The sequence below is a fragment of the Yeosuana aromativorans genome (assembly GCF_014646655.1).
Classification (GTDB): Bacteria; Bacteroidota; Bacteroidia; order Flavobacteriales; family Flavobacteriaceae; genus Yeosuana; species Yeosuana aromativorans.
This window is the reverse complement of the sequence record NZ_BMNR01000003.1, coordinates 201520-222766: the sequence shown is the minus strand read 5'-3', so window position 1 is coordinate 222766 and position 21247 is coordinate 201520. Positions and strand designations below refer to the sequence as shown.

Here is a 21247-nt window from a genome sequence, read left to right as displayed (position 1 = left end):
TGCTGATTGCAAAGTGGATGAGATTACGGCCTGGTATCTATCTTTTAAAAATAAGAACTCGACATGGCCACAAGGCTTTTAAAACTTGTTAAGCAATAGATAATTTAAAAATCTCAAATTAACAAATATTAATTTTTAATAAGCTTGCTTTTACTGTGCTAATTCATCAGTTTTTCGAAGGTTTAAATTTTAATACTTTCTATTTTTCTTGAATACCTTTACCTGTCGCTGCGTAATAAATACCACCATATAAATGATCTAAAAACCATTGGTTTTCATAAACTTTTTCAATATGCCCCAGAGCTGTATAGAAGGATCGGCCGCCATCAAATTCATGATACCAAGAAATTGGATGCATATCACCCATTCCCTTTCCTACTCGGTCAACTTTTTTACCATTTTCATCCATATCGCGATCTTTCCAAGTTACCAAAGGGTTAAAAGTTCCTTCATCTACCGTAATAAGGTAGTTTAAATCGTTAACTTTTTCTTCTCCAAATTCATACCACTCATCTGTCCATAACAGTAGGTTCGGAAAATGCTCCAGTCCAGGAAAATTATGGTCAATGATCTTAAGTTTTGCTGTTTGTTGCACTGGGTGTATATGAAACATTCTACCTACCAACTTTGTGTACCATTTCCAGTCGTATTCTGTATCTGAAGCGGCATGAATACCAACATAACCCTTACCAGATTGAATAAACTTTTCAAAACATTCTTGTTCTTTCTCATCAAAAATATCTGCGGTAGTACTCAGAAAAATCACAGCATCAAATTTCATTAACAAATCTTCAGTAATTTTAATAGCATTTTGTTGTCTAGTAACCCCAAAATTATGCGTGTCTGCCAACTCATTTAAGGCAATTATGCCATTCTGTATTGATTCGTGATGCCAGCCAGCTGTTTCGGTTATTAAAAGTGTTTTGAATTGTTTTTGAGCAATCATTCCATTTGATAGTATCATTATAAACAAATAGATAAAAGTTGCTTTTATAAATATGCGTTTAGTAGACATAAAACTATTTTTAAAGTTTATTAATTTAATTTGAATTGCTTACAAAGGCTAAATGTTTACTGTCCTTTGACCAACTTGGGACATTGATAGAGCCTTGACCACCATAGAGATAAGCTATAATTTTTGGTTCTCCACCTTGAATGGGCATCAACCTTAACACACATTGTTTATAAAACGGATGATCTCCAAAATTAATATCGGGTGGAAAAGAAATAAATACAATCCATTTGCCATCTGGGGAAATGTGTGGAAACCAATCTTTGTAATTAGTATCAAAAGTCAATTGCTTTGGATTGCTTCCATCTGATTTCATTCGCCACAATTGCATATTTCCAGTTCTATTGGAATTGAAATAAATGAATTTTCCATCCGGTGAAAACTCTGAACCATCATCTAAATCTTTAGTATCTGTTAATTGAAATTCTTTTCTATTTTCAATATCAACACCATAAATATCATATTTTCCCTTTCTATTTGCTGTAAAAATAAGCGTTTTATTATCTGGAGAAATCCCATGTAAATAAGAAGCGCCAACACCATCTTTAGTTATTTTTTTGGAGATTGAATCGCCTTTTGGATCCATAATATAAATGGAAGACCTTCCATTATCATCTTGATTGTGATGACTAATTCCTAAAATTGTTTCATCAAAAGAAAACACATGATCATTATTATTTTGAACTGCAAACCCTGTATTTATTTGAGAAATTTTTCCGGAATCAAAACGATATCTGTACAATAAACCATTTGAGTTGTATACTAATTCTTTATCATTATTTACCCAATTTGGAGCTTGTATGGAATGTGCTGACTCAAACAAAATTTTACGATGACCTGTTTCAACATTTAATTGTTCCATTCGGCTACCAATATAATCTTGATAAGGTATAAAATTTGGTGCAGCAGGTTTAATGATTCTAACGTTTGTAAATTTAGCAGTTTCCATAACTTCAGGATTATGGGAACAGATATACAATCCCACAAATACCTCATTGTTTAAGTTTAAATCTTCAAGTTTTACAGTTATAAAAGGCTTTCCAAATTTTGCAGTAGACATGTAATAGGAATTACCTTTTCGTTCAAATTGAACCACATCTGGAGCTGTATCAGTCGAGGTGACTTCTTCTGTAATGCCTCCTGCTTGTTTTCTATATTGTAATGAAGTTAAGCCATCGCCATGAATGCTAGCGTTAACATGAGGTGAATTACCACTTAAATTATTGCGAACAATCCATCCTATTTTACGATGTGGGTCAACACCATCACCAACAAATTCAATATGTGCCCTTAAAATAAAATCTCCTTGAATGGATTTAAAAAGATATTGAAATTGATCAGATTCGGCCCACATATTAATACCAGAACCGTTTATTGTATATTCTTGATTTTCTGTATCGTAAAAAACACTTCCAGATTGTAGAGGCTCTCCAATATCTAAGTTGTTTTCAAAAACCCCAATATGCTGTTCCTTATTCATAGTTAAATGCTCTTCTTTAGGGTTAATTCCATTAATAAGGCTTAATACAACAATAATACTAATAATAGCTATTTTCATGGGTTCTTTATTTAATTCAACGTAAAATCAGCTTCAAGAGAAGCTATAGAGCTTCCACCAACAAATACTTTAAAATCTCCTGGTTCTACAATATATTTTCCATCATTATCATAAAAACCTAGGGTTTTATTGTTTAAGGTGAAATGAATTGTTTTTGTTTCGCCAGCTTTTAATTCAACCAACTCAAACCCTTTTAATTCTTTTACTGGTCGTGTTATACTCGCATATAAATCTCTTATGTATAATTGGACCACTTCTTTCCCTGTAACTTTTCCAGTATTTTTTAATGTTACAGAAACGTTTATGTCATCTCCTATTTTAAAGGAATTCCCTTCCAGTTTTAAATTGGAATATTCAAAAGTAGTATAACTCAATCCGTATCCAAACGGATAGAGAGGTGTTTTTTCTACATCTGTGTAATGTGACCAAAATACATTATTGTCTTTATTTGTTGGTCGCCCTGTGTTTTTATAATTGTAATAAATAGGCACTTGACCAACATTTCTCGGAAATGTCATGGGCAATTTACCGCTTGGGTTATAATCGCCATATAAAACTTGGGCAACGGCATTACCGGTTTCTGTTCCCAACTGCCAAGCTTCAACAATAGTTGGAATATGCTCATCTGCCCAGTTAATTGCTAATGGCCGTCCGTTATTCAATACCAAAACAATGTTTGGATTTACTTTATAGACTTCTTCCAATAACTCTTGTTGCACGCCTGGTAACAGTAAATTGGTTCTACTCCTTGCTTCTCCTGTTTGAAAACCATTTTCCCCTAAAACCATAACCACGACATCAGATTGTTTAGCAACGGCAAGGGCTTCAGCAAATCCACTTTTGTCTGTTGTATTTATTTTTACTTCATGAACAAATTCGGCCTTTTCTGTTGTTACATCTGCTCCTTTAGCATAGGTTAATATGTTACCTTTATAGTGTTGCATCCCTTCTAAAACAGATACGGCCGTATTGTCATCTGCTGCAATTCTCCAACTTCCTAAAGGACTGTTTTTATCAGCAGCCAAAGTTCCAATCAAAGCGATTTTTTGACCTTCTTTTTTTAGTGGAAGTAAATGGTTTTTATTTTTTAAAAGCACAATGGATTTTTTGGCCATGTCCAATACCGCTTCATGATTTTTTGGGTTGCCAATAGTTTCTTTTTCTCTTGCTTCATCGCAATATTTATAAGGATTGTCAAAGAGGCCTAATTCAAATTTCACCCTTAAAATTCTTCTAACAGCATCATCTAATAAATACTCTTTTATAACACCATCTTTTACTAACTGAGCTAATTCTTCAATATAAACATAACCTTCCATATCCATATCAGAACCAGCTGTTACAGTAATTTTGGCAGCTTCTCTTGTGTCTTTGGCATACCCCCAAGTAATCATTTCATTTAAAGAACCCCAATCTGAAACAACAAAACCATCAAAATGCCATGCGTCTTTTAAAATATCCCGCTGTAAATAAGAGCTCCCTGTAGACGGTATGCCATTTATTTCATTAAAAGAATTCATTAAAGTTTTAACCCCTGCATCTACAGCAGCTTTAAATGGTGGCAATACAATATTATGCAATGTTGAAGTGCCAATATCGACTGTGTTATATTCTTTTCCAGATTCTGAAAACCCATAAGCAGCAAAATGTTTAGCACAGGCTGCAATGGTATTTACTGCAGACAAGTCATCCCCTTGAAACCCTTTTACTCTTGCTTCTGCAACTTTACTTCCTAAAAATGGATCTTCTCCCGCACCTTCCATAACGCGTCCCCAGCGAGCATCACGAGAAATATCAACCATAGGGCCAAAGGTCCAGTTAATTCCAGATGCTGATGCTTCAGCTGCTGCAGTTTCAGCTGATTTTTTAATGGCTTCCAAATCCCAACTGGCAGCTTCTGCTAATGGAATTGGACTCAAAGTTTTATAACCGTGAATGACATCAAAACCTATGATTAGAGGAATACCCAATCGTGTTTCCTCAACAGCTATTTTTTGAACAGCTCTTACTTCTTTTACACCTCTAACAGAAAGCATTGAACCAACCCAACCTTTGCGTAAATGTTCATATTTTTTTTCTGCACTTCCTCCTTCTGGTGCAGGTCCAGTAACATTCCAAAACCCATTGTATTGGTTCATTTGGCCGACTTTTTCTTCAATGGTCATTTGTTTTAAAAGCATATCAATTCTTTGTTCAATTTCTTGATTTTGGCTTTTTGTAGTTTGGCATCCAACAAAAAGTAAAATATAGACAGTTAATAAGAGCGTATTTTTCATTTATTAATATTTTTATATAACTGGTTTTTAATCTATTCCCAGCCATTATTTTTAATGATTTTTTTAAACCACAATGCAGAAGTTTTTGGAATTCTTTTAAGCGTTTTATAGTCTATATAGTTTATCCCAAATCGGACTGAATAGCCAGAAGCCCATTCGAAATTATCAAAGAAACTCCATGCAAAATAACCCTTTAATTTTATTCCGTTGTTAATAGCTTCATTGCAAGCTTCTAAATATTGTCTGTAATAATCTAATCTGTCTAGGTCATTAACTTTTCCATTATTTAAAGTATCATTACAAGCAAAGCCGTTTTCGGTAATATAGATATCAGGATTGTTATATCGTTTACTAATCCATTCAAGTAATTTATAACAACCCCAGGGTACAACGGACCAGTTAAATGCTGTTATAGGCCACGTTTCATCTTGTGATAAAATCACATCTTGATCTTCAGAAATACCCCCATTGCCATAAACACTGCTTTTTATTCCAGAGTGATCATCTTCGGCAGCATACATGGTTGTATAATGATTAAGTCCAAAAAAATCTGAAGAGTTTTTAATTAATTCTTTTTGGTTTTCAGTAAATGTTGGTAATCTATTTCCAAGTCTGTCTTTCATTACTTGCGGATAATCGCCAAAATAGATAGGATCTGCAAACCATCCTAAAAAAAACAATAAAGCGCGTTCAGCGGCCTCAATGTCACAAGGTTTGTCCGTAAGTGGTTCTCTCCAATCACAATTATTTGTTATTCCAATAGAACCTTTTTGATCTTTAAAGTTTGTTTTATAAATTTTTACAGCTTGAGCGTGCGCTAATATTAAATGATGTGCCGCCAAATAGGGTTCTGAATTAGAAATTCTTCCTGGCGCAAAAACACCTTGCCCATAACCTAGAATTGCTACCACCCAAGGTTCATTCAGCGTAATCCAGTTTTTAACGCGTTCTCCAAACCTTTCAAAACATACCTTTGCGTAGTCTTCGAAATAATTGACGATATCTGGATTTAACCAACCATCATTTTCCATTTCAAGAGCCAAAGGTAAATCCCAATGATATAGAGTTACCCATGGAATAATATCGTTTTTTAGTAATTCGTCGATAAGATTTGAGTAAAACTCAATGCCTTCTTCATTTATTTTGCCTTTTCCTTCTGGCATAATTCTAGCCCAAGAAATTGAAAATCGGTAGGCTTTAAATCTTTGTGATTTTAAAAGAGCAACATCTTCTTTATAACGATGATAATGATCTATTGCTACGTTTCCGTTTTCATTATTTTTTATCCGATTAGGAATGGTACAATAACTATCCCAGATAGAAGGTCCTTTTCCATCAGCAGTATGAGCACCTTCAATTTGGTAAGCTGAGGTTGCTGTACCCCATATAAAATCATTTGAAAATTTAATCATTTGTGGTAGCTAGACAATTAGTTGTTTTAATGTTCAGTTGTAAATGTTGATGCAGGTAAATTAGCTTCATTAAAAACATTAGATCGAGCCGTGTTTTTCCAGGCAAAACGAACATATTTAGGGTTTTTTACTTTCTTTGATGAAAGCACTATGCAATCATTATTGGTTTTTGATTTGGCTTCATAGAAGATCTTGTCTGCTCCTGCCATTTCAAAAAGTGAGTTATCTCCTTTAATATTAAGTCCTTTTGAATTATTAAAAGACACTTTGGCTTTCCCTTTTTCAAAAGAAACATTTTTAAAAAGTGGACCATTAACAACACCATCAAAAGTCTTATAATGATTTTTCAAAGCTAGGTTAGCTAATCTTATGCCAACAGTTTTTTTATCTTTTGGATGGATATCGTCTGCCGTTGAAACATCATCAATAACTACCATTCCTGTATTTTCTGAGAGGTTTAAAACTTTACGTTGAGCGTTTCTAATTTCTGTACCTCCAAAATGGTCACCACCATATTCAAATTGTGCAATTTGAACATAGTAAAACGGGAAATTATTATTCCAAATAGATCGCCATGAAGATATTAAAGCAGTAAGAGTCTTTTCATAATTCTTTGCACCAACATTTGCTTCTCCTTGATACCATAGCACACCTGCAATGTTATAGCCAATAAAGGGATTTATCATGGCATTAAAAGCTCTTGCGGGCTGTGTAGGTCCCCATTCAACAGGTTTTAATTTGCTGGCTGCTTTATTGAGGATAGAATTATTTAGAATGGTTTCCTCTGGCATCCATACTTCAGCAGGAGTTCCTCCCCATGACGAAACAATTAGTCCAACAGGTACCTCTTTTAGGTTTTCTTGTAATCGCTTTGCAAAAAAGTATGCTACTGCACTTGAATTCTTCATGATTTCTGGAGTAGATGCTTGCCAATTTGCAGGGACATTATTTTGAGGGGTTTCTGATGAAAGTTTTGGGATGTTAAAAAAGCGAATATTTGGATGGTTTGCTTTTTCAACCTCATCCATATTTTTAATTCCCCAACTTGCAGACATTTCCATATTTGATTGCCCAGAGCATAACCAAACTTCACCTATTAAAATATCATTTAAAACAATTTCATTATATCCTTTTATTGAAATTATGAAAGGCCCACCATAACTCGGTGTTTTTACCATTAATTCCCATTTTGCTTGATTGCTAGCTTTAGTTTTATAAATTTCAGTAGTCCAAGATGGTCGTATAATTACTTCTTCATTTGGACTCGCCCAGCCCCAAAATTTAACCTGGTCATTTTGTTGTATAACCATATGGTCTGAAAATACCGAAGGCAAAATAACGTTGGCAAAAGATGTTTTTGCAACAAATAGGAAAAATATGACTCGTAAGATTTTCATTATTTTTTACTTAAAATATTTTTAAAAAAGGGTGTTAATTGATCTGCTAAAACTTTATGATCTTCTACACTAGGATGATTATTACAACCATTTACAAAAAGTTTATCAAATTGAAAAAGGACTATATCTTTGTCTTTAAAATGATTTTGGACAGTTTTTAAACAAGACACCAAAGTATCATTTTTGTCTCCTGAAACCATTGGGCTATTTAATAAAGCAATTCGAACATTTGGATTTTTATTAAAAATGGCTTCAACAAATTTAATGTAGTTATCGGTGTACTTTTTAGTGTCAAAAGGAAGTCTTTCTTTTATACCATCACCATCAGACATATCATTAGTGCCTAAGCAAATACTTACGATATCTGGTTTGAAATTTGATTTATAAGGTTTTGAATCATCTGTATTTAAATATAAATTATTGTAAACCTGAGGCATAATTGGTTCTTCAATATTCTCATCATTCCAATTTCTATACATACCTATTCCTGAAACTGAACTTAACATATAGTCTGCATTTATGGTTCTTGCCAATCTTGGCCCGTAAGCTAAATAGGCATTGTGCTGATCTAAATATTCACCTTCATTGCAATCAATATCACTATTATCTGCTAAAGCTCCGCAAGTTATAGAATCACCAATAAATTCTATTAAAACTGAATTTTCTCCATTCAAAGGAACCAATTTTTCGGCTTCAATCTTATGAATAATTATATTTCCGCTAGCAGCTTCAGTAGCTTTGTGAATTCCTATTTTATTAAATTCTTTTTTTGGTAATTGCAACGTTATTTTGTTGACTGTGTCCCCTTTAATTTGATAACGTTCTTGATATTCATCATTAATTGTTAACACAACATAATTACGAGGTGTAACTTCTGAGCGAAGAAATAATAAAACAGAATCTCCTTTTGTATTAAATTCTAAGGAAGCAGCTGAACCAATTAATGCAGTTGTGCTATCTGTTAATTGTTCAATTCTTCCAGTATATTTTAATAGTTTATCTGTAGAGTTATATATTTTCAAAGTATTTTCTTTACATGAAATGATAATTAAAAAGCATATAATTGATAAATTATATTTAAACATTAGTTGTTTTTTTTAGCGGTATGAAATTAAGATAAATTTCTTTTTAATATTTATTATAAAATATCAAAGTCTTATCTTATTTGTACATTTAAAAGCAAAATTTACTCAAATTGTTGTATAGATTTAAATTCTGATTTAAACTTATTTGGTGTTAAGTTTTTGGATTTTTTAAAGAAACGATTAAAATTTGAGAAGCTCTTAAACCCTCATTTATAGACGATTTGAACATCGCCAATTTCTTCCATAGAATCGCTAATTACGCGTCTCACACTTCTTGCGTTTAGAATAAAATTTAATTTATATTCGGGATGAAAATGAATTGTAAAATCAAATTTTTGTTTCACTCGATTAATTATGAAGAAAATATCCTCGGGTTTTAATAACGTTATTTCTCGATTAATTTTTTCCGTCATTTTTGTTTTCAAATTAATTTTAATCGTAACTATAAGAACTTAAATGCTTTTTGAAATATTTTCCATGCCTTGATGGTGTATAATTCCAGTCTTCAAATAAGCGGGGAGCCCATTGTGGATCAAAAACCCATACTACGTATGAAATTTCTTTATCGTCACAATAATTTGTTATGGCATCTCCATAGGATTCGTCACTAATTACAGGATGATGGGCACCTGGATCTTCTGGTCCACAAAATCCTATTTCGGTAAGCATTAATGGATATTTTTCTTTAACAAAACCCCAATCTGCTGTCCATTGGCTTTCCCATGGTTTCTCTCTTTTTTCTGGATATGGATGACTTACATACGCTATGCCTTCTGCATTGATTGGGTTTTCAATGACAGGAGTTAAATCGTAAGCCCAGTTGAAACCTGCAACCAAAGGAATACCTTCTCCACCATTTGCTCTGATAATGGTTATTATCTCCTCATTTATTTTTTTCCATTCATCCCAACTAGCAGTACCCAAGGTGTTATTAAAAGTCGTAGGTTCATTGAATAATTCATAAAATGCTACAGAAGTGTTTTTTCCATATTTTACAGCTATGGTTCTCCAAAAATCATAGGTTTGTTTTAATGTAGTATCGTACATATCATCTTGATACATTTCTGTTTCTAGATTCCCGATACTATGCCAATCTATAATAACATATAAACCGAGTTCAGTAGCCCATTGTACGCCATCGTCTATAAGTTTAAGATAATTTTCTTTTCCACGTTTGGTCCAAGCTGATGGATGTACAGGAAAACGAACAATATTTGCGCCCCATTCTTTTATTTCTTTAAAATAAGATTTGTTCCAGTGCCCTTGACTTTCTAGCTTATCTGGATCACTTGTATTTAGCCCTCTGAAAACAATTGTTTTTCCGTTTTTAGTAACAAAATTATTTGTGTTTACTACGACCCTATCTAATTTGTTTTGTGAGAAACTAAACATTACACATAAAAAGTAAATTGGTAATAAAAATGTATTCTTAAATTTTTTCATGGGTTTTAAAATTATAGGTTTAGCAGAAAATATATACCAAGTTATTTTATTATAAATTAATGTAAAAATAAAAGTATGAAATTGACTAAATTGTAAATGTAAATGACAATATCGTACATTAAATTACTACAGTTTTAACAATTCAAAATATAAAAATCTGCAGATAATTGTAAAGAGATTATTTGAAATTTACTCTAACCAAACCATATTAACATTTTCAACAGCTTAGTATGGAAATCGAACAAAGTATCCTTGTCTTGTTATTTACTGTTAAAACCTGGCTTTTTTTAATGCTTACTATCCCTTATTTAGTTGGTAATAAGGCTTATAAAAGAGCCTGATGGAATTTCCAGTTCAGCCTCTCGATTTTTAACAACTATTGTTTTAAGTTCCGAAAAAGATATTTTTGAATTGGTTACATATACCTGAATTTTTTTTACTCTTTTCGGCAAATTTAGGATAATCAGTTTTTTTATAGCATCATTATTCACCATGTGAATGGCGAGCTTACTTTCTCTTTTGTTGGTTAAAGCGGTAACGATAACATCATCATTATTTGTGATAACTGGGATATAGTTTAATCCAACTGGTGTGGTACTTAATTGTTTGAGATTGAAAAAACGTTGAGTAGGATATAATTCCTTTTCATAATTTCCGAACACTCCGCCCCCCGATAAAACTGAATAATCTGAAGTAAGCTGCCATTGTAGAATAGAAAGAGGACGGGCTTGCCTCATAATTTTAATATAAGTAGCTATTTCTTCCATTGCATAGGTGGATTCTTCAAAAATTTCAGGGTATCTCCAGGCACCTGCATCAATGCTACCTTCGCCTACGAGTAAGGGGACATTTATTCTGTTAGCAATGTCCCTCCATTTTACTAAATTTTCATCGTTACAGGCTCTCCATGAATGAAAAGATACGGCACCGATGTACGGAACAGCTTCAGGGTTAAGAGATGCGATGGTGGTAAAATCCCACCCATTGGCATCGGCAGTATCACCCAATAGAAGCTCAGTAGAGAGTCCCTTTTCTTTAAAATATTGGCCGAGTTCGGAAATCATCTGATTATGTTCTTCTGGGGTTTGCCTTATATCTATACCGAGGTCGGACTCGTTAAAAGAAAACATGGCAATGGGAACGTTGTAGTTTTCTTTAAGAAAAAGAAGATAATTGGCAATAGACTGGTAAATTTTTTCTTTTTTACTTTGATCAAGCGGATTACCGCGACTTCCATCAATGTTAACTCCTTTAGAGCGTTCTCCTATAATGGCCCACTCTGGGGCAAACCAGGCAGCCAACACTATTTTTACTCCTTTTTCATGTAACCTTTTTGCCATTTCCATTGCTGCCTTTACTTTGGGCGGAATATTCCCTTTTCTGGCCATTTCCAATGGATTGGTTTCCATATTGGGTTGCCAGGAACGCCATGGCAATTCTACTCGGGCCCATTTAACATTAAGGTTGTTAAGTAAGTAATCTATAACCTGCGGGTCTGCACCCGGGTTTTGAAGTCTGAAATTCCCTCCTAATCCGCTGAATTCGTTTTCCTGTTGGTCAGGGAACAGTTTTATTGTAATAGGCGCATTATTTATTTCTTTATGCCCTGAAATAGTAAATGTATTTTCATATACATGATTGGCTGCAATGGAATCTGGTGCAATTTGAAAATTCAGTAAAAATTCAGAGTTTTCTGTAGTAGCGTATTCTGCTGCCATAATAGCTGGTTTCTCTTGGCTTATTTTTAGTTCCTGGTCCTTTACGGATACACTCATACTGGTGATTCGGTTTTGAATTGCAGCGTTAGGATAGCGACCAATCAATTGCTGTAAAGTAGATGAAGGTGGAGAAGATATTTTTATTTGAGTATTTTGGTTAAAAATAGCCGGTAATTTTACTCTGAAATAGGCTCCTTTAAGAAGTGTATCCGTATCAGTTGAAAATTTTATGGAAACCTTTATATCCTCATTCTTTGAATCCGTTATTGTTTGGACCCATCTAATATGTCCCATAGTATATTCAAATATTTTACTATCATTTTCCCTATAGAAGTTGACTTCCTGTCCTTCCTTTACAGTCTCGCGAATTTCCTCATTGGAATTTACAATAACTAATGAAGAATTAATATTTATAAGTTGTCCATTCTGTCTTATGCCGGTTAAATTTCCCCAAGTAGTGAACTCTGTCTGCGCATTAACGGAAATTGCCGTAAGTAAGCAAATAGGGATAAATAGGATAGTAATACGAGGTTTACGATTTGTTTTTGATATCATTTCTGTTAAGGGTATTTGCTCGGTTATATATTTCAATTACACGTTCATTTGAGTTTGCGGTTTGTATCCAATTGGCCCATACCATGAACCAGGACCATTTAGGTTGCTTTTCAAGGATATTTGCCTTAGGTAATTGTCCAACTTCTCCAAGCGCTATTGGTTTTCCTTCAGCAAGTTTTAATAAGCTTTCATAATCTTTTTGCTCGTAATCAAAATGATATACGTCCGTTGCCAGAATATCTACATATTGTTTGCCTGGATAATAATCTTTATAGGAATAAGCTTCGTCGTAAGGGATATCTCTGGGGCTGTTAGCGTTCCATACCCAAATTAAGTTATTTATCTTATGAACATCCGTAAGCCTGTGATATAACATTTTCCATAATTTAATATAGCCATTTTTTCCAGGTTTGTTTCCCCACCAGAACCAAACGCCATTCATTTCGTGGTAAGGCCTCCACAATAGGGGTATATGTAAGTCCTGAAGTCTTTTTAGTGTCTTTGCAACAGTGTCCACCTGATTTTGCCATTGACGGTGAATTTTGGTTCCGGGGGTTATTAAAGCTTCCCATTCTGCACGACTTATTTTATTCTGAACACTGGTACTCCATCCGTACGGAGCTTGATCCATTGGTCTACCGACATGCCACATAATAGTGACAATAGCTCCTTCATTGTATTTTTTAACAGCTTCCGAAACCACTCTGTCACTGGGGTTTTCCAAATGGTTCCAGTACAGATCTGTACCCCAGATTGCTGGCTGTTTTCCAGATATTTCTGTAGCAATATCATAATATTCTGTAGGGTTTTCGTTGTAACTATGTTGCCCAGACAAAATATTGCTATTTAAATTGGCTATAAGTGATAAAAGTGATCTGGCCTCTGCACTGGCATTAGGATTAATGGGTTGTTGTGCAAAAGTTGTAAGATTGATTAGTATAAAATAAATAAATAAAATTCTCATAAGGTTATTATAAAATACGATTGGTCTTAATTTAATAAATGATTTGCTGCAATAACCAAAAATAAATAATCTGTAGTACCACCTCCTAAAACATATTCGGTTTGTTGCCATAAACAGGAGCATTCAAGAGGTTCGGGAAGATTAGGCGAATAAGCGCCGTTCCTGAACCGATACCTCTGGGAATATGGGAATGTTCTCCGCGGTTTATGCGGTAAGCCTGAGTAAGCAATCCTACTCCAATTCTCGATGCAAAACAAGATATGTTAACCACAGGGTGAGTACCCAATATAAAGTCCAGGGCATTTAACATGTATGATTTTGGAAAATATTCCGGAAATACCACATGGTAAAAGTACTGTTTCATGCCAAAATTCTGGATTTCCAATCCGGCGCCCCAGATATTTGGCACATAAGGAACGTTATAAGGGGTTTCACTGATCTGCTTCTTAATTTTTTTGGTATACATTTTGGACAAACTCGTCATAATTTTTTTAAAACATTGCGCATGCATAACATTCCCAGATTCATATTCAATATATTCCTGATTATTTATTTTAAGATATCATTTTTGTTTTGTGCATTAGAATACCTAACCAATAAAATGAGTGTACAACAGTTATTTAATTATACTGGGTATTCAATTTTATATAACAAAATTATAGTATGGCTAAAACATTCATTAATACTATTTTATCAAAATAGCAAAGTATTATTTATTTATTAATAAAAGATAGCGGTTCTGTCATATTTGTTAAATGATATTCCAAGATAGTTAATAAATGTTTATCGTAAGCGGCTAAGAAATACAACGCTCTATAAATAGAACTGCTCTTTGTCTTTATTTGGTTCTGAATAATCATATTAACTATAGCTTAATCCTAATCTGAATTTAAAGTGGATTGCTGGCATAATTACTGACTTGGGGAATGAATGACCTTAGAACATGATTTTTGAATGTATGATACAACTTTGCTATTTTAACTTTAGGAGATGCGGTAGAACCTTATATAGTAATCATACATTATTCCCCAAATATAAACGTCGCAAAATGTTTATCTGAAAAGGGACGGCATAAAGCCGTTCGTTCCTCACTGTATATTCCGTTTCCTTTCCGCTCCAAAATTTTGTCTTCCGTTTGGTTGTGCTACATATTGTTTAACTTAAAATCAAGATGTATGTATTTAAGCAACTTACAACAGGATGATGTTTTCGTACCCTCAGAAATGAAAGCATTACAAACCCTCACAGGAATGGATTCCAGAAGAGGATTAGAACAGGCCATTATCTCCAATGGCAAGATCGTGAATGTCGTTTCAAAACGTTATGGACACATTCCTAATGAGCTGTTTTTTAAAGAAGCAGAGGCCATGTTGGTCAATGCCAACTTGAACTACCACAAACGAACCATTAATAGAGGCGATTGCTCTTTTATCATCGACTTTATCATTGAAGATGACAATCAATTTACCATCAAAAATGATAATGATCTGATTTTACCAATGCTACGTTTTAAAAACTCCTATGATGGCAGTGAAAAAACATCAGGTCATTTTGGGTTTTACAGAAAAGTCTGTTCCAATGGATTGCATGTGGCTCAAACAGAGATTGGATTTTCAATCCGTCATACCAAAAACAGTACGGAACTAATCATGCCTGAACTGAATCAACTGTTCCATAAGTTCTTGGACAATGAATTTTATAGCATCGTTCATAAATTCAACAAAATGAAGTCTATTGAGATTATCGATACTGAAACATTTGTTAAGGATATTCTGGAGATGACAAGATTGTTCAAATATGAATGCAGTGATAAAAATGACAATCCCTCAAAAAAATCCAGAGAAGTTATTGAAATACTGGACCACGAAGCTTTGATATTAAACGAGTCACCCAATCTATGGTTGGGATACAATGCGTTTAATGCCGTACTCCATAACACGATGAAAAAAAGTTTTTACCAACAGGAAAAACTGGACAAGCTATTGTTTGAAACCATTTATGACATGGCTTAAATAAACCATGTAAAAAGGTTAACTCCAGTACCTTTTCTTAAACTGGAGTTTTTCAATAGAACCCAAATTATTTTATTCTAAAAAGCACAGGACTATTGGTCATATAGAGACATCACATCAATTTAGGAATTCCATCATCATTTATGGTTCTGCTTCCTGCTGGTTTGAAATTTCACAGGCCCATTAATTCCCTTCCTGAGCAGCACCTGTCTTACCTTTTTTTGGTAGCAAAACAACACCATTTAGAAGTTAACCGGACTGCATAAAGCCGGTCGCAGACTCCCTTTTTATAAGTCCTTGGTTAATTCTAAATAGTGAACCACAACCAGCATCAAAAAAAGGTAACAGCTGAAGGCTCTATGGGAAGTAAATCAAATAAAACAGCTTATGAAATCATATCAAACCATCCAAAAAGGAAGCAGAACCAAAACAAATCAAAAAAGGAAAACGCTTCTGGATATCATAAGTAAATCATTTTTAAACCTATCTGAAAGGTTCAGATAGGACTTTATAATTAATCTTTAATATTTAAATCATGAGTACATTAAAAAACAACGTACAGTTAATCGGAAACGTAGGACAGGAGCCAACTATTACGAACTTAGAAAACGGTAACAAAGTAGCCCGTTTATCCTTAGCGACCAACGAGAACTACAAGAACAACGCCGGGGAGAAGCAAACCGATACGAATTGGCACAACTTAGTAGCCTGGGGTAAAAAGGCTGACATTATTGAAACGTTTGTAAGCCAAGGTAAAGAGATCGCCATTGCAGGTAAATTGACCTCACGACAGTATGAGGATAAGGATGGTGTAAAACGCTATGTGACCGAAGTCGTCATTAGAGAAATAGTACTCTTAGGGGGTGCTGAGTAATTGTATGAGAAGTAAGGGTGCTCCCTCTCAATAAAACACCCTCTTGTTTTCATCATAACCTTTAATAAAAATTACAATGAGTTATAAAGTTAACGAAATAAAAATTAGTTACCAAGAGAAGTCGAGTATGTCAAAATCGGTCACTATTAAAAGTTCTAAGGATGCTGCGGTGATTATTTTTAAACACTGGAATCAAGACACGATTGCCATACAGGAAAGTTTTAAAGTGCTATTACTAAACAATGCGAACAAGGTTAAAGGCATCTACCAAGTATCGACAGGAAGTATCACGGGTACACTCGTTGATATCCGTATTCTTTTTGCCGTGATTATTAAAAGCTTGTCTGTGGGGGTCATTTTAACGCATAACCATCCTTCTGGTAAATTAATACCCAGTGAAGCCGATAAACAATTGACACAGAAAATTAAAAAGGCAGCTAGCTTTTTTGATGTAAAAGTATTAGACCACCTGATCATTACCCCCAATGGGGATTACTACAGTTTTGCAGATGAGTGCATTTTATAATTTAAAATCTTTAACCATGATCTATTTGAATTATACCAATCTCGATACAGCCACCCAAAACCGATTGCTTGCCTTATCTAAGATCGATGTGGAACGGCACTGCGGACAGGACCTGAAAGCCTACGCCATAGAAAACCATTTGGATTATAACACCATCTTGGAAGAGGAAGCGATTAAAAATTTATATAGCTATCAGTATGTGTTTAATATATAAATAGAGATCTTGAAATGCGTATTAAAACTTAGAGACCTTTGAGCTTTCAAGGGTCTTTTTTCTTTTCTTTTTTTTCATTAGCAAAACCGTAAAACATAACGCATTTGCAATAGATCCCACCAAGTATTTGACGTTCTCAAGAATCTCTTTTTGAAATTCCATAGAATCTGCCACCAAAACAGGTGTTTTGAGACTAAGACGCGTTTTCATTTTAAGACTCGAATGGATACATTTATAAGGCATGCTTCTCTCATAAAAAAGCAACCCATGCGAGCAGACTTTAAACAGGCTGATTCGTTGGGTTGTTTGGAATTTTGTCCCGCGAGCGGGACGAAAAGGTATAGCAAGAGGGTAACACGCAGAGCGATGTTACGGTATTTGATTTTTAGTGCAATCCCAATGAAAACAAAGGATTGAGGCGATTTAGAAAATAGGGCATTTATGGGTTTTTCAAGGAAAAACCGCCTCGGCCCAATAAAAACAACAGATTTTTCAAGGAAAAATGGACAAGGGATATGAAAACGAACGATTTGAGAGCCTGAGCATCAAAACCTCGGTGGCCAGGAAATTCAGGAGTTACTGCAAAGCGATCTCCAAATCACAGTCCATGTCCCTTCTGCATATGGTGGACTTTTTTGAATTGAATGGCGTATCGCCAGAGGATAACCTCGGGGAGACCATCACGTCCCTAAAAAGACAGATCACCAAACGCTCCAATGCCGTTATCGCCATTATCAAGAACATCGAGAAGATGCACCACAGGCCGACCACGGCCATCTTGCAGTCCCTGTTTGAGGAAACGGCACAAATTGAAAAGGAAGGGGAGGATGGCTTTGATTTTGGAACGCCCGCATTGATCACCGAAAACGAGGAGCTCGCGTATTATCGAAAGGAATATTACAATACACGGGAGGCATACCGTGATTTAGGGGAGGAGACCAAGGGGCTCCTTAAAAAGATAAAATATGTCCGAAACAATTTCGGAATGGGACATTACCGATTGAACGCCACGGAAGCGGACCTGAAACGATTACAACAAAAACTGGATCATGTACATCACTATAACACCACAGAAACTGGGCGATAACTATAATCGGTCGGTCGCCGATTTTGTGGCCTACCTGGAAAAGGAAAACGAAGGAAAGGACCTTGGGGACCAGGAGCTGTTTTTTAACCAAAATGGAGAGGCCATTTCAACGGAAGAAGCCATCCATGGGATTGACACCAACACGGCCAAACTAAAAAAAACAGAGCCCAGGTTTTATTCCCTGACGGTAAGCCCGAGCCAAGGTGAGCTAAGGCAGTTGCAGGACCGTTCAAGGGATTTGAAACAATACACAAGGGCCATTATGGAGGATTACGCCAAGGCCTTTAACCGGGAGATCGCGGGCAGGGCCATCACGGTCAATGACATCAAATATTATGCTAAGATCGAACACGAGCGCAGCTATAAGGGAACGGACAGGGCCATTCGGGAAAACGCGCCCTTCCACAAGAAAATCGTCAGCTTAAGGAACGATGTCCAACTAATAAGAAGTGGCAGGTTGGAAGGGAACATTGAAAAATTGCAACAGCAAATCAAGCGATTGGAAGCCGAGGCCCCACATAAACTGAACGGCAGGATGGTCACCCAAGGAATGAAAAAACCAGGGGCACAATCGCATATCCATATCATCGTGAGCAGAAAGGATGCATCAAACAGGTACAGCCTGTCCCCGGGCAGCAAGTACAGGGCCTCCGAAGTGGAAATGAACGGCAAGGTGGTCAAGCGGGGCTTTGACAGGGACACCTTTTTTAAAAATGCGGAAGTGACCTTTGACAGACAGTTTGGTTATAAACGCAACTATGTGGAATCCTACCAGGCCAGAAAAACCCTTGCCAAACACCCCCAACGCTATTATGCGAGCATCATGGGACTGCCGACCAATGAAAAGGCCATGGCCTTTAAACTGCTTGGCAAGACGGGATTGGGCACTCCGCTGATGAACATCCCGACCAATAAGGTCCAATTGGTGCTCAAGGCCATCAAGCAATTGAAACGGGGTGTTGGCAAGGCCATCGAATCAGGATCCATTGGAATATGACTTTATCAATGTTAAATATCATGGTTTATCTGGTCATTTCAATGCTGCTCATTGGAATGGTCCTTATGTTGTTGTATCAGGACAGGGGAACCATTGCCAACAAAAAGTACCAAGTGCGCTTTAAGATCAAATGGGGCAAGTTCAAGATAGACAATATAAAAAGAGGGGTATCCATCATCGGGTCGGCTGGAAGTGGCAAAACAGAAAGTGTGGTCTATAACCTGTTGCAGCATCTCAGTAAGCATGGTTTCTGTGGCATTATCCATGATTACAAGGATTTTGAGCTTACTGAGATGGCCTATCCCTTGTTCAAGGACAATGATAGGGTGACATTCTATACCATTGCATTTGATACCGTCCATCACAAGGTCAATCCCATAGCCCCACGGTACCTGCCCAACGAGGAAAGTGTCAATGAACTGTCCAGGGTATTGATGGAGAACCTATTGGAGCTGGGCGGGTCTTCCATAAATGCCACAACCCGGTTTTTTAACGATGCCGTGGAGGGCCTGTTGGCGGGGTTGATCTGGAAACTCAGGACGGAATATCCCAAACAGTGCACCCTGCCACATTTGATAGCCCTCTTTCAGGGAATGGGCACTAAAAAGCTGGTCGCTTTTTTAAGTTCCAACATCACATCAAAAAGCATGGCGAGCGCCTTTATAAGTGGGATCGAATCGGACAAACAGACCGCAGGGGTCAAGAGCACCTTGGCCAACGCCCTTAAAAAGATAAGCTCCCAAAATATCTTTATGGCACTCTCAGAGGACGAGGTGCCATTGGATATAAACAACAAGGCTAACCCGGCGGTCATATCCATCGTCAACAACCCGAAATATGAATCTGCCTATGCGCCCATCATAGCTACCATCATGCATACCGTGATCAAGCAAATGAGCGTCCGAAACCGAATGTCCTCTTTTGTGCTGATGGAAGAGGCGCCGACCATCAAGCTCCCCAATATGCACCGTATTCCGGCCACGCTCAGAAGTTATGATATTGCGACCGTGTACGTGATGCAGGATAAGATACAGAACGATATGTTATATGGCGATAAGGCCAGCAAGGCCATCTTGAGCAACCTCTCGTACCAGTTTTTTGGAAAGGTCAATGATCCGGATACTGCCAAGTATTATGAGCAGTTTTTTGAACTTATCAAGATACCCACCAAAAGTGTCAGCAGGAGCAATGGACTGAGCTTGGAAAGCCGGATCACCAAAGGTGAAAAGGAAGTCTCCAAAAGACGTGCCGGCATCTTCTTCAGGTTAAGGCAAGGGGAGTTCATTGCCTTTGCCGACGGGAAGGACCGGAAGGTGCGGTTTAAATTGGTGAAAATAGAAAGGTACCATCCTAATATCGTGAAAAACTACTCCGAAGCGGACCTAAGCATGCATTTTGAACGGGTGTATCGGGAGGTGGACCTTATAATGAAAGGATGATTTTCCCATCAACAAGGTTTTAAATGTAATCTTTCGCGTTGTGTATGTCTTATTGGTATATACTTTATCAGGTTAAAACCTGATAGAAATGTTTTTAAGTCAGACTATAGCCTTACTTTTTATTTGTAATTGTCAGTTTAAAAGCTGACTAAATATTTGTGTATGTTAGGTTAAAGACTTACGTTTGTATTCAATATGTCAGTCTAAAGCCTTACATTATGAACAAGAAGCGATTACAATTAGAACAATTGGACCGAAAATTAAGAGGGTTTAATACAGCTGCTCAAGTAACACCACCACCAACAGGTTGGCTCAAAGCGGTAAGGGTGTCCTTAGGGATGTCTTTACAGCAGTTGGCAAATAAGTTGTCCATTACAAAGCAGAGTGTACAGGAGATTGAAAAAAGGGAAAAAGAAGGAAACATAACCCTCAAAACCTTAAAAGATGCTGCCAGTGCGCTCGATATGCAATTGGTATATGGTTTTGTGCCTAAAGATGGTACGTTAGATGATTTAATAGAGCGAAAAGCCAAAGAATTGGCAATACGTATTGTGTCAAGAACATCTAACACAATGAAACTGGAAGATCAAGAAAACTCTAAACAGCGTATTAAAAAAGCGATTGAGGAACGTACGACCATTATTAAAAACGACATGCCAAAAATGCTATGGGATTAAA

General features: G+C 36.1%; 20 protein-coding genes. 9 read left to right on the top strand and 11 right to left on the bottom strand.

The annotated features are described in order from the left end of the window. Nucleotides 1-199 precede the first annotated feature (199 nt). From IEW94_RS07885 to IEW94_RS07840, 10 genes are all read right to left on the bottom strand, one after another. Nucleotides 200-1015, bottom strand: coding sequence for a ThuA domain-containing protein (locus IEW94_RS07885; protein WP_188651760.1), 816 nt, complete (start codon nt 1013-1015; stop codon nt 200-202). Nucleotides 1016-1040: 25 nt separating this feature from the next. After that, nucleotides 1041-2570 carry a TolB family protein gene (locus IEW94_RS07880; RefSeq protein ID WP_188651758.1) on the bottom strand — a complete coding sequence of 510 codons (1530 nt, stop codon included), beginning with the start codon at nt 2568-2570 and terminating at the stop codon, nt 1041-1043. Nucleotides 2571-2581: 11 nt separating this feature from the next. Beyond that, nucleotides 2582-4846, bottom strand: a complete 2265-nt coding sequence (gene bglX, locus IEW94_RS07875; protein ID WP_188651756.1) for a beta-glucosidase BglX — start codon at nt 4844-4846, stop codon at nt 2582-2584. 32 nt (nt 4847-4878) lie between these two features. Further along, the gene (locus IEW94_RS07870) at nt 4879-6258 is read right to left on the bottom strand and encodes a GH1 family beta-glucosidase (protein WP_188651753.1); all 1380 of its coding nucleotides are present in this window, start codon (nt 6256-6258) and stop codon (nt 4879-4881) included. 26 nt (nt 6259-6284) lie between these two features. Further along, nucleotides 6285-7655 (bottom strand): sialate O-acetylesterase, encoded by a 1371-nt coding sequence (locus IEW94_RS07865; protein WP_188651751.1) that lies wholly within the window; start codon nt 7653-7655, stop codon nt 6285-6287. After that, nucleotides 7655-8740 carry an SGNH/GDSL hydrolase family protein gene (locus IEW94_RS07860; protein ID WP_188651749.1) on the bottom strand — a complete coding sequence of 362 codons (1086 nt, stop codon included), beginning with the start codon at nt 8738-8740 and terminating at the stop codon, nt 7655-7657. Before IEW94_RS07860 ends, IEW94_RS07865 begins: the two co-directional genes overlap by 1 nt. A 432-nt stretch (nt 8741-9172) precedes the next feature. Beyond that, nucleotides 9173-10183: a glycoside hydrolase family 5 protein gene (locus IEW94_RS07855; protein WP_188651748.1), complete on the bottom strand. Its 1011-nt coding sequence runs from the start codon at nt 10181-10183 to the stop codon at nt 9173-9175. A 308-nt stretch (nt 10184-10491) separates the two neighbouring features. Further along, on the bottom strand, nt 10492-12456 hold the full coding sequence (locus IEW94_RS07850; protein ID WP_188651747.1) for a glycoside hydrolase: 1965 nt from the start codon (nt 12454-12456) through the stop codon (nt 10492-10494). Then, nucleotides 12434-13420, bottom strand: a complete 987-nt coding sequence (locus tag IEW94_RS07845) for a glycosyl hydrolase (RefSeq protein ID WP_188651746.1) — start codon at nt 13418-13420, stop codon at nt 12434-12436. The genes IEW94_RS07850 and IEW94_RS07845 overlap by 23 nt, the downstream gene beginning before the upstream one ends. Nucleotides 13421-13505: 85 nt before the next feature. Beyond that, complete coding sequence (locus tag IEW94_RS07840; protein ID WP_188651740.1) at nt 13506-13904, bottom strand: hypothetical protein; 399 nt, start codon at nt 13902-13904, stop codon at nt 13506-13508. A 691-nt stretch (nt 13905-14595) separates the two neighbouring features. On the opposite strand from IEW94_RS07840, the gene IEW94_RS07835 reads away from it, so the two are divergent. The 5 genes from IEW94_RS07835 to IEW94_RS07815 all read left to right on the top strand — a co-directional run bounded on the left by IEW94_RS07835 (nt 14596) and on the right by IEW94_RS07815 (nt 17046). Then, complete coding sequence (locus IEW94_RS07835) at nt 14596-15432, top strand: DUF932 domain-containing protein (protein ID WP_188651739.1); 837 nt, start codon at nt 14596-14598, stop codon at nt 15430-15432. A 314-nt stretch (nt 15433-15746) separates the two neighbouring features. Beyond that, on the top strand, nt 15747-15902 hold the full coding sequence (locus IEW94_RS07830) for a hypothetical protein (RefSeq protein WP_188651738.1): 156 nt from the start codon (nt 15747-15749) through the stop codon (nt 15900-15902). A 65-nt stretch (nt 15903-15967) separates the two neighbouring features. Further along, nucleotides 15968-16306, top strand: a complete 339-nt coding sequence (locus IEW94_RS07825) for a single-stranded DNA-binding protein (RefSeq protein WP_188651737.1) — start codon at nt 15968-15970, stop codon at nt 16304-16306. 76 nt (nt 16307-16382) lie between these two features. Then, nucleotides 16383-16832, top strand: coding sequence for a JAB domain-containing protein (locus IEW94_RS07820; protein ID WP_188651736.1), 450 nt, complete (start codon nt 16383-16385; stop codon nt 16830-16832). A 16-nt stretch (nt 16833-16848) separates the two neighbouring features. Then, a complete protein-coding gene (locus IEW94_RS07815; protein WP_188651734.1) occupies nt 16849-17046 on the top strand; it encodes a hypothetical protein in 198 nt (65 codons plus the stop codon). A gap of 21 nt (nt 17047-17067) precedes the next feature. Here IEW94_RS07815 and IEW94_RS07810 read toward each other — a convergent pair whose 3' ends face one another. Further along, nucleotides 17068-17256 (bottom strand): hypothetical protein, encoded by a 189-nt coding sequence (locus tag IEW94_RS07810; protein WP_188651731.1) that lies wholly within the window; start codon nt 17254-17256, stop codon nt 17068-17070. A 292-nt stretch (nt 17257-17548) separates the two neighbouring features. On the opposite strand from IEW94_RS07810, the gene IEW94_RS16995 reads away from it, so the two are divergent. From IEW94_RS16995 to IEW94_RS07790, 4 genes are all read left to right on the top strand, one after another. Next, entirely contained in the window at nt 17549-18133 is a 585-nt protein-coding gene (locus IEW94_RS16995) for a BfmA/BtgA family mobilization protein (protein WP_308423690.1), read from the top strand. Further along, nucleotides 18096-19130 carry a MobB family relaxase gene (mobB, locus tag IEW94_RS07800; protein ID WP_188651726.1) on the top strand — a complete coding sequence of 345 codons (1035 nt, stop codon included), beginning with the start codon at nt 18096-18098 and terminating at the stop codon, nt 19128-19130. The genes IEW94_RS16995 and mobB overlap by 38 nt, the downstream gene beginning before the upstream one ends. Continuing rightward, the gene (locus IEW94_RS07795; protein ID WP_188651725.1) at nt 19127-20569 is read left to right on the top strand and encodes a type IV secretory system conjugative DNA transfer family protein; all 1443 of its coding nucleotides are present in this window, start codon (nt 19127-19129) and stop codon (nt 20567-20569) included. Before mobB ends, IEW94_RS07795 begins: the two co-directional genes overlap by 4 nt. Before the next feature lie 218 nt (nt 20570-20787). Next, entirely contained in the window at nt 20788-21246 is a 459-nt protein-coding gene (locus IEW94_RS07790) for a mobile mystery protein A (RefSeq protein WP_188651723.1), read from the top strand. Nucleotide 21247 lies beyond the last annotated feature (1 nt).

Coding starts and splice junctions, on each gene's coding strand:
- IEW94_RS07885 (WP_188651760.1), bottom strand. CDS start 1,015: ATGTCTACTAAACGCATATTTATAAAAGCAACTTTTATCTATTTGTTT.
- IEW94_RS07880 (WP_188651758.1), bottom strand. CDS start 2,570: ATGAAAATAGCTATTATTAGTATTATTGTTGTATTAAGCCTTATTAAT.
- bglX (WP_188651756.1), bottom strand. CDS start 4,846: ATGAAAAATACGCTCTTATTAACTGTCTATATTTTACTTTTTGTTGGA.
- IEW94_RS07870 (WP_188651753.1), bottom strand. CDS start 6,258: ATGATTAAATTTTCAAATGATTTTATATGGGGTACAGCAACCTCAGCT.
- IEW94_RS07865 (WP_188651751.1), bottom strand. CDS start 7,655: ATGAAAATCTTACGAGTCATATTTTTCCTATTTGTTGCAAAAACATCT.
- IEW94_RS07860 (WP_188651749.1), bottom strand. CDS start 8,740: ATGTTTAAATATAATTTATCAATTATATGCTTTTTAATTATCATTTCA.
- IEW94_RS07855 (WP_188651748.1), bottom strand. CDS start 10,183: ATGAAAAAATTTAAGAATACATTTTTATTACCAATTTACTTTTTATGT.
- IEW94_RS07850 (WP_188651747.1), bottom strand. CDS start 12,456: ATGATATCAAAAACAAATCGTAAACCTCGTATTACTATCCTATTTATC.
- IEW94_RS07845 (WP_188651746.1), bottom strand. CDS start 13,420: ATGAGAATTTTATTTATTTATTTTATACTAATCAATCTTACAACTTTT.
- IEW94_RS07840 (WP_188651740.1), bottom strand. CDS start 13,904: ATGACGAGTTTGTCCAAAATGTATACCAAAAAAATTAAGAAGCAGATC.
- IEW94_RS07835 (WP_188651739.1), top strand. CDS start 14,596: ATGTATTTAAGCAACTTACAACAGGATGATGTTTTCGTACCCTCAGAA.
- IEW94_RS07825 (WP_188651737.1), top strand. CDS start 15,968: ATGAGTACATTAAAAAACAACGTACAGTTAATCGGAAACGTAGGACAG.
- IEW94_RS07820 (WP_188651736.1), top strand. CDS start 16,383: ATGAGTTATAAAGTTAACGAAATAAAAATTAGTTACCAAGAGAAGTCG.
- IEW94_RS07815 (WP_188651734.1), top strand. CDS start 16,849: ATGATCTATTTGAATTATACCAATCTCGATACAGCCACCCAAAACCGA.
- IEW94_RS07810 (WP_188651731.1), bottom strand. CDS start 17,256: ATGAAAACGCGTCTTAGTCTCAAAACACCTGTTTTGGTGGCAGATTCT.
- IEW94_RS16995 (WP_308423690.1), top strand. CDS start 17,549: ATGGACAAGGGATATGAAAACGAACGATTTGAGAGCCTGAGCATCAAA.
- mobB (WP_188651726.1), top strand. CDS start 18,096: ATGTACATCACTATAACACCACAGAAACTGGGCGATAACTATAATCGG.
- IEW94_RS07795 (WP_188651725.1), top strand. CDS start 19,127: ATGACTTTATCAATGTTAAATATCATGGTTTATCTGGTCATTTCAATG.
- IEW94_RS07790 (WP_188651723.1), top strand. CDS start 20,788: ATGAACAAGAAGCGATTACAATTAGAACAATTGGACCGAAAATTAAGA.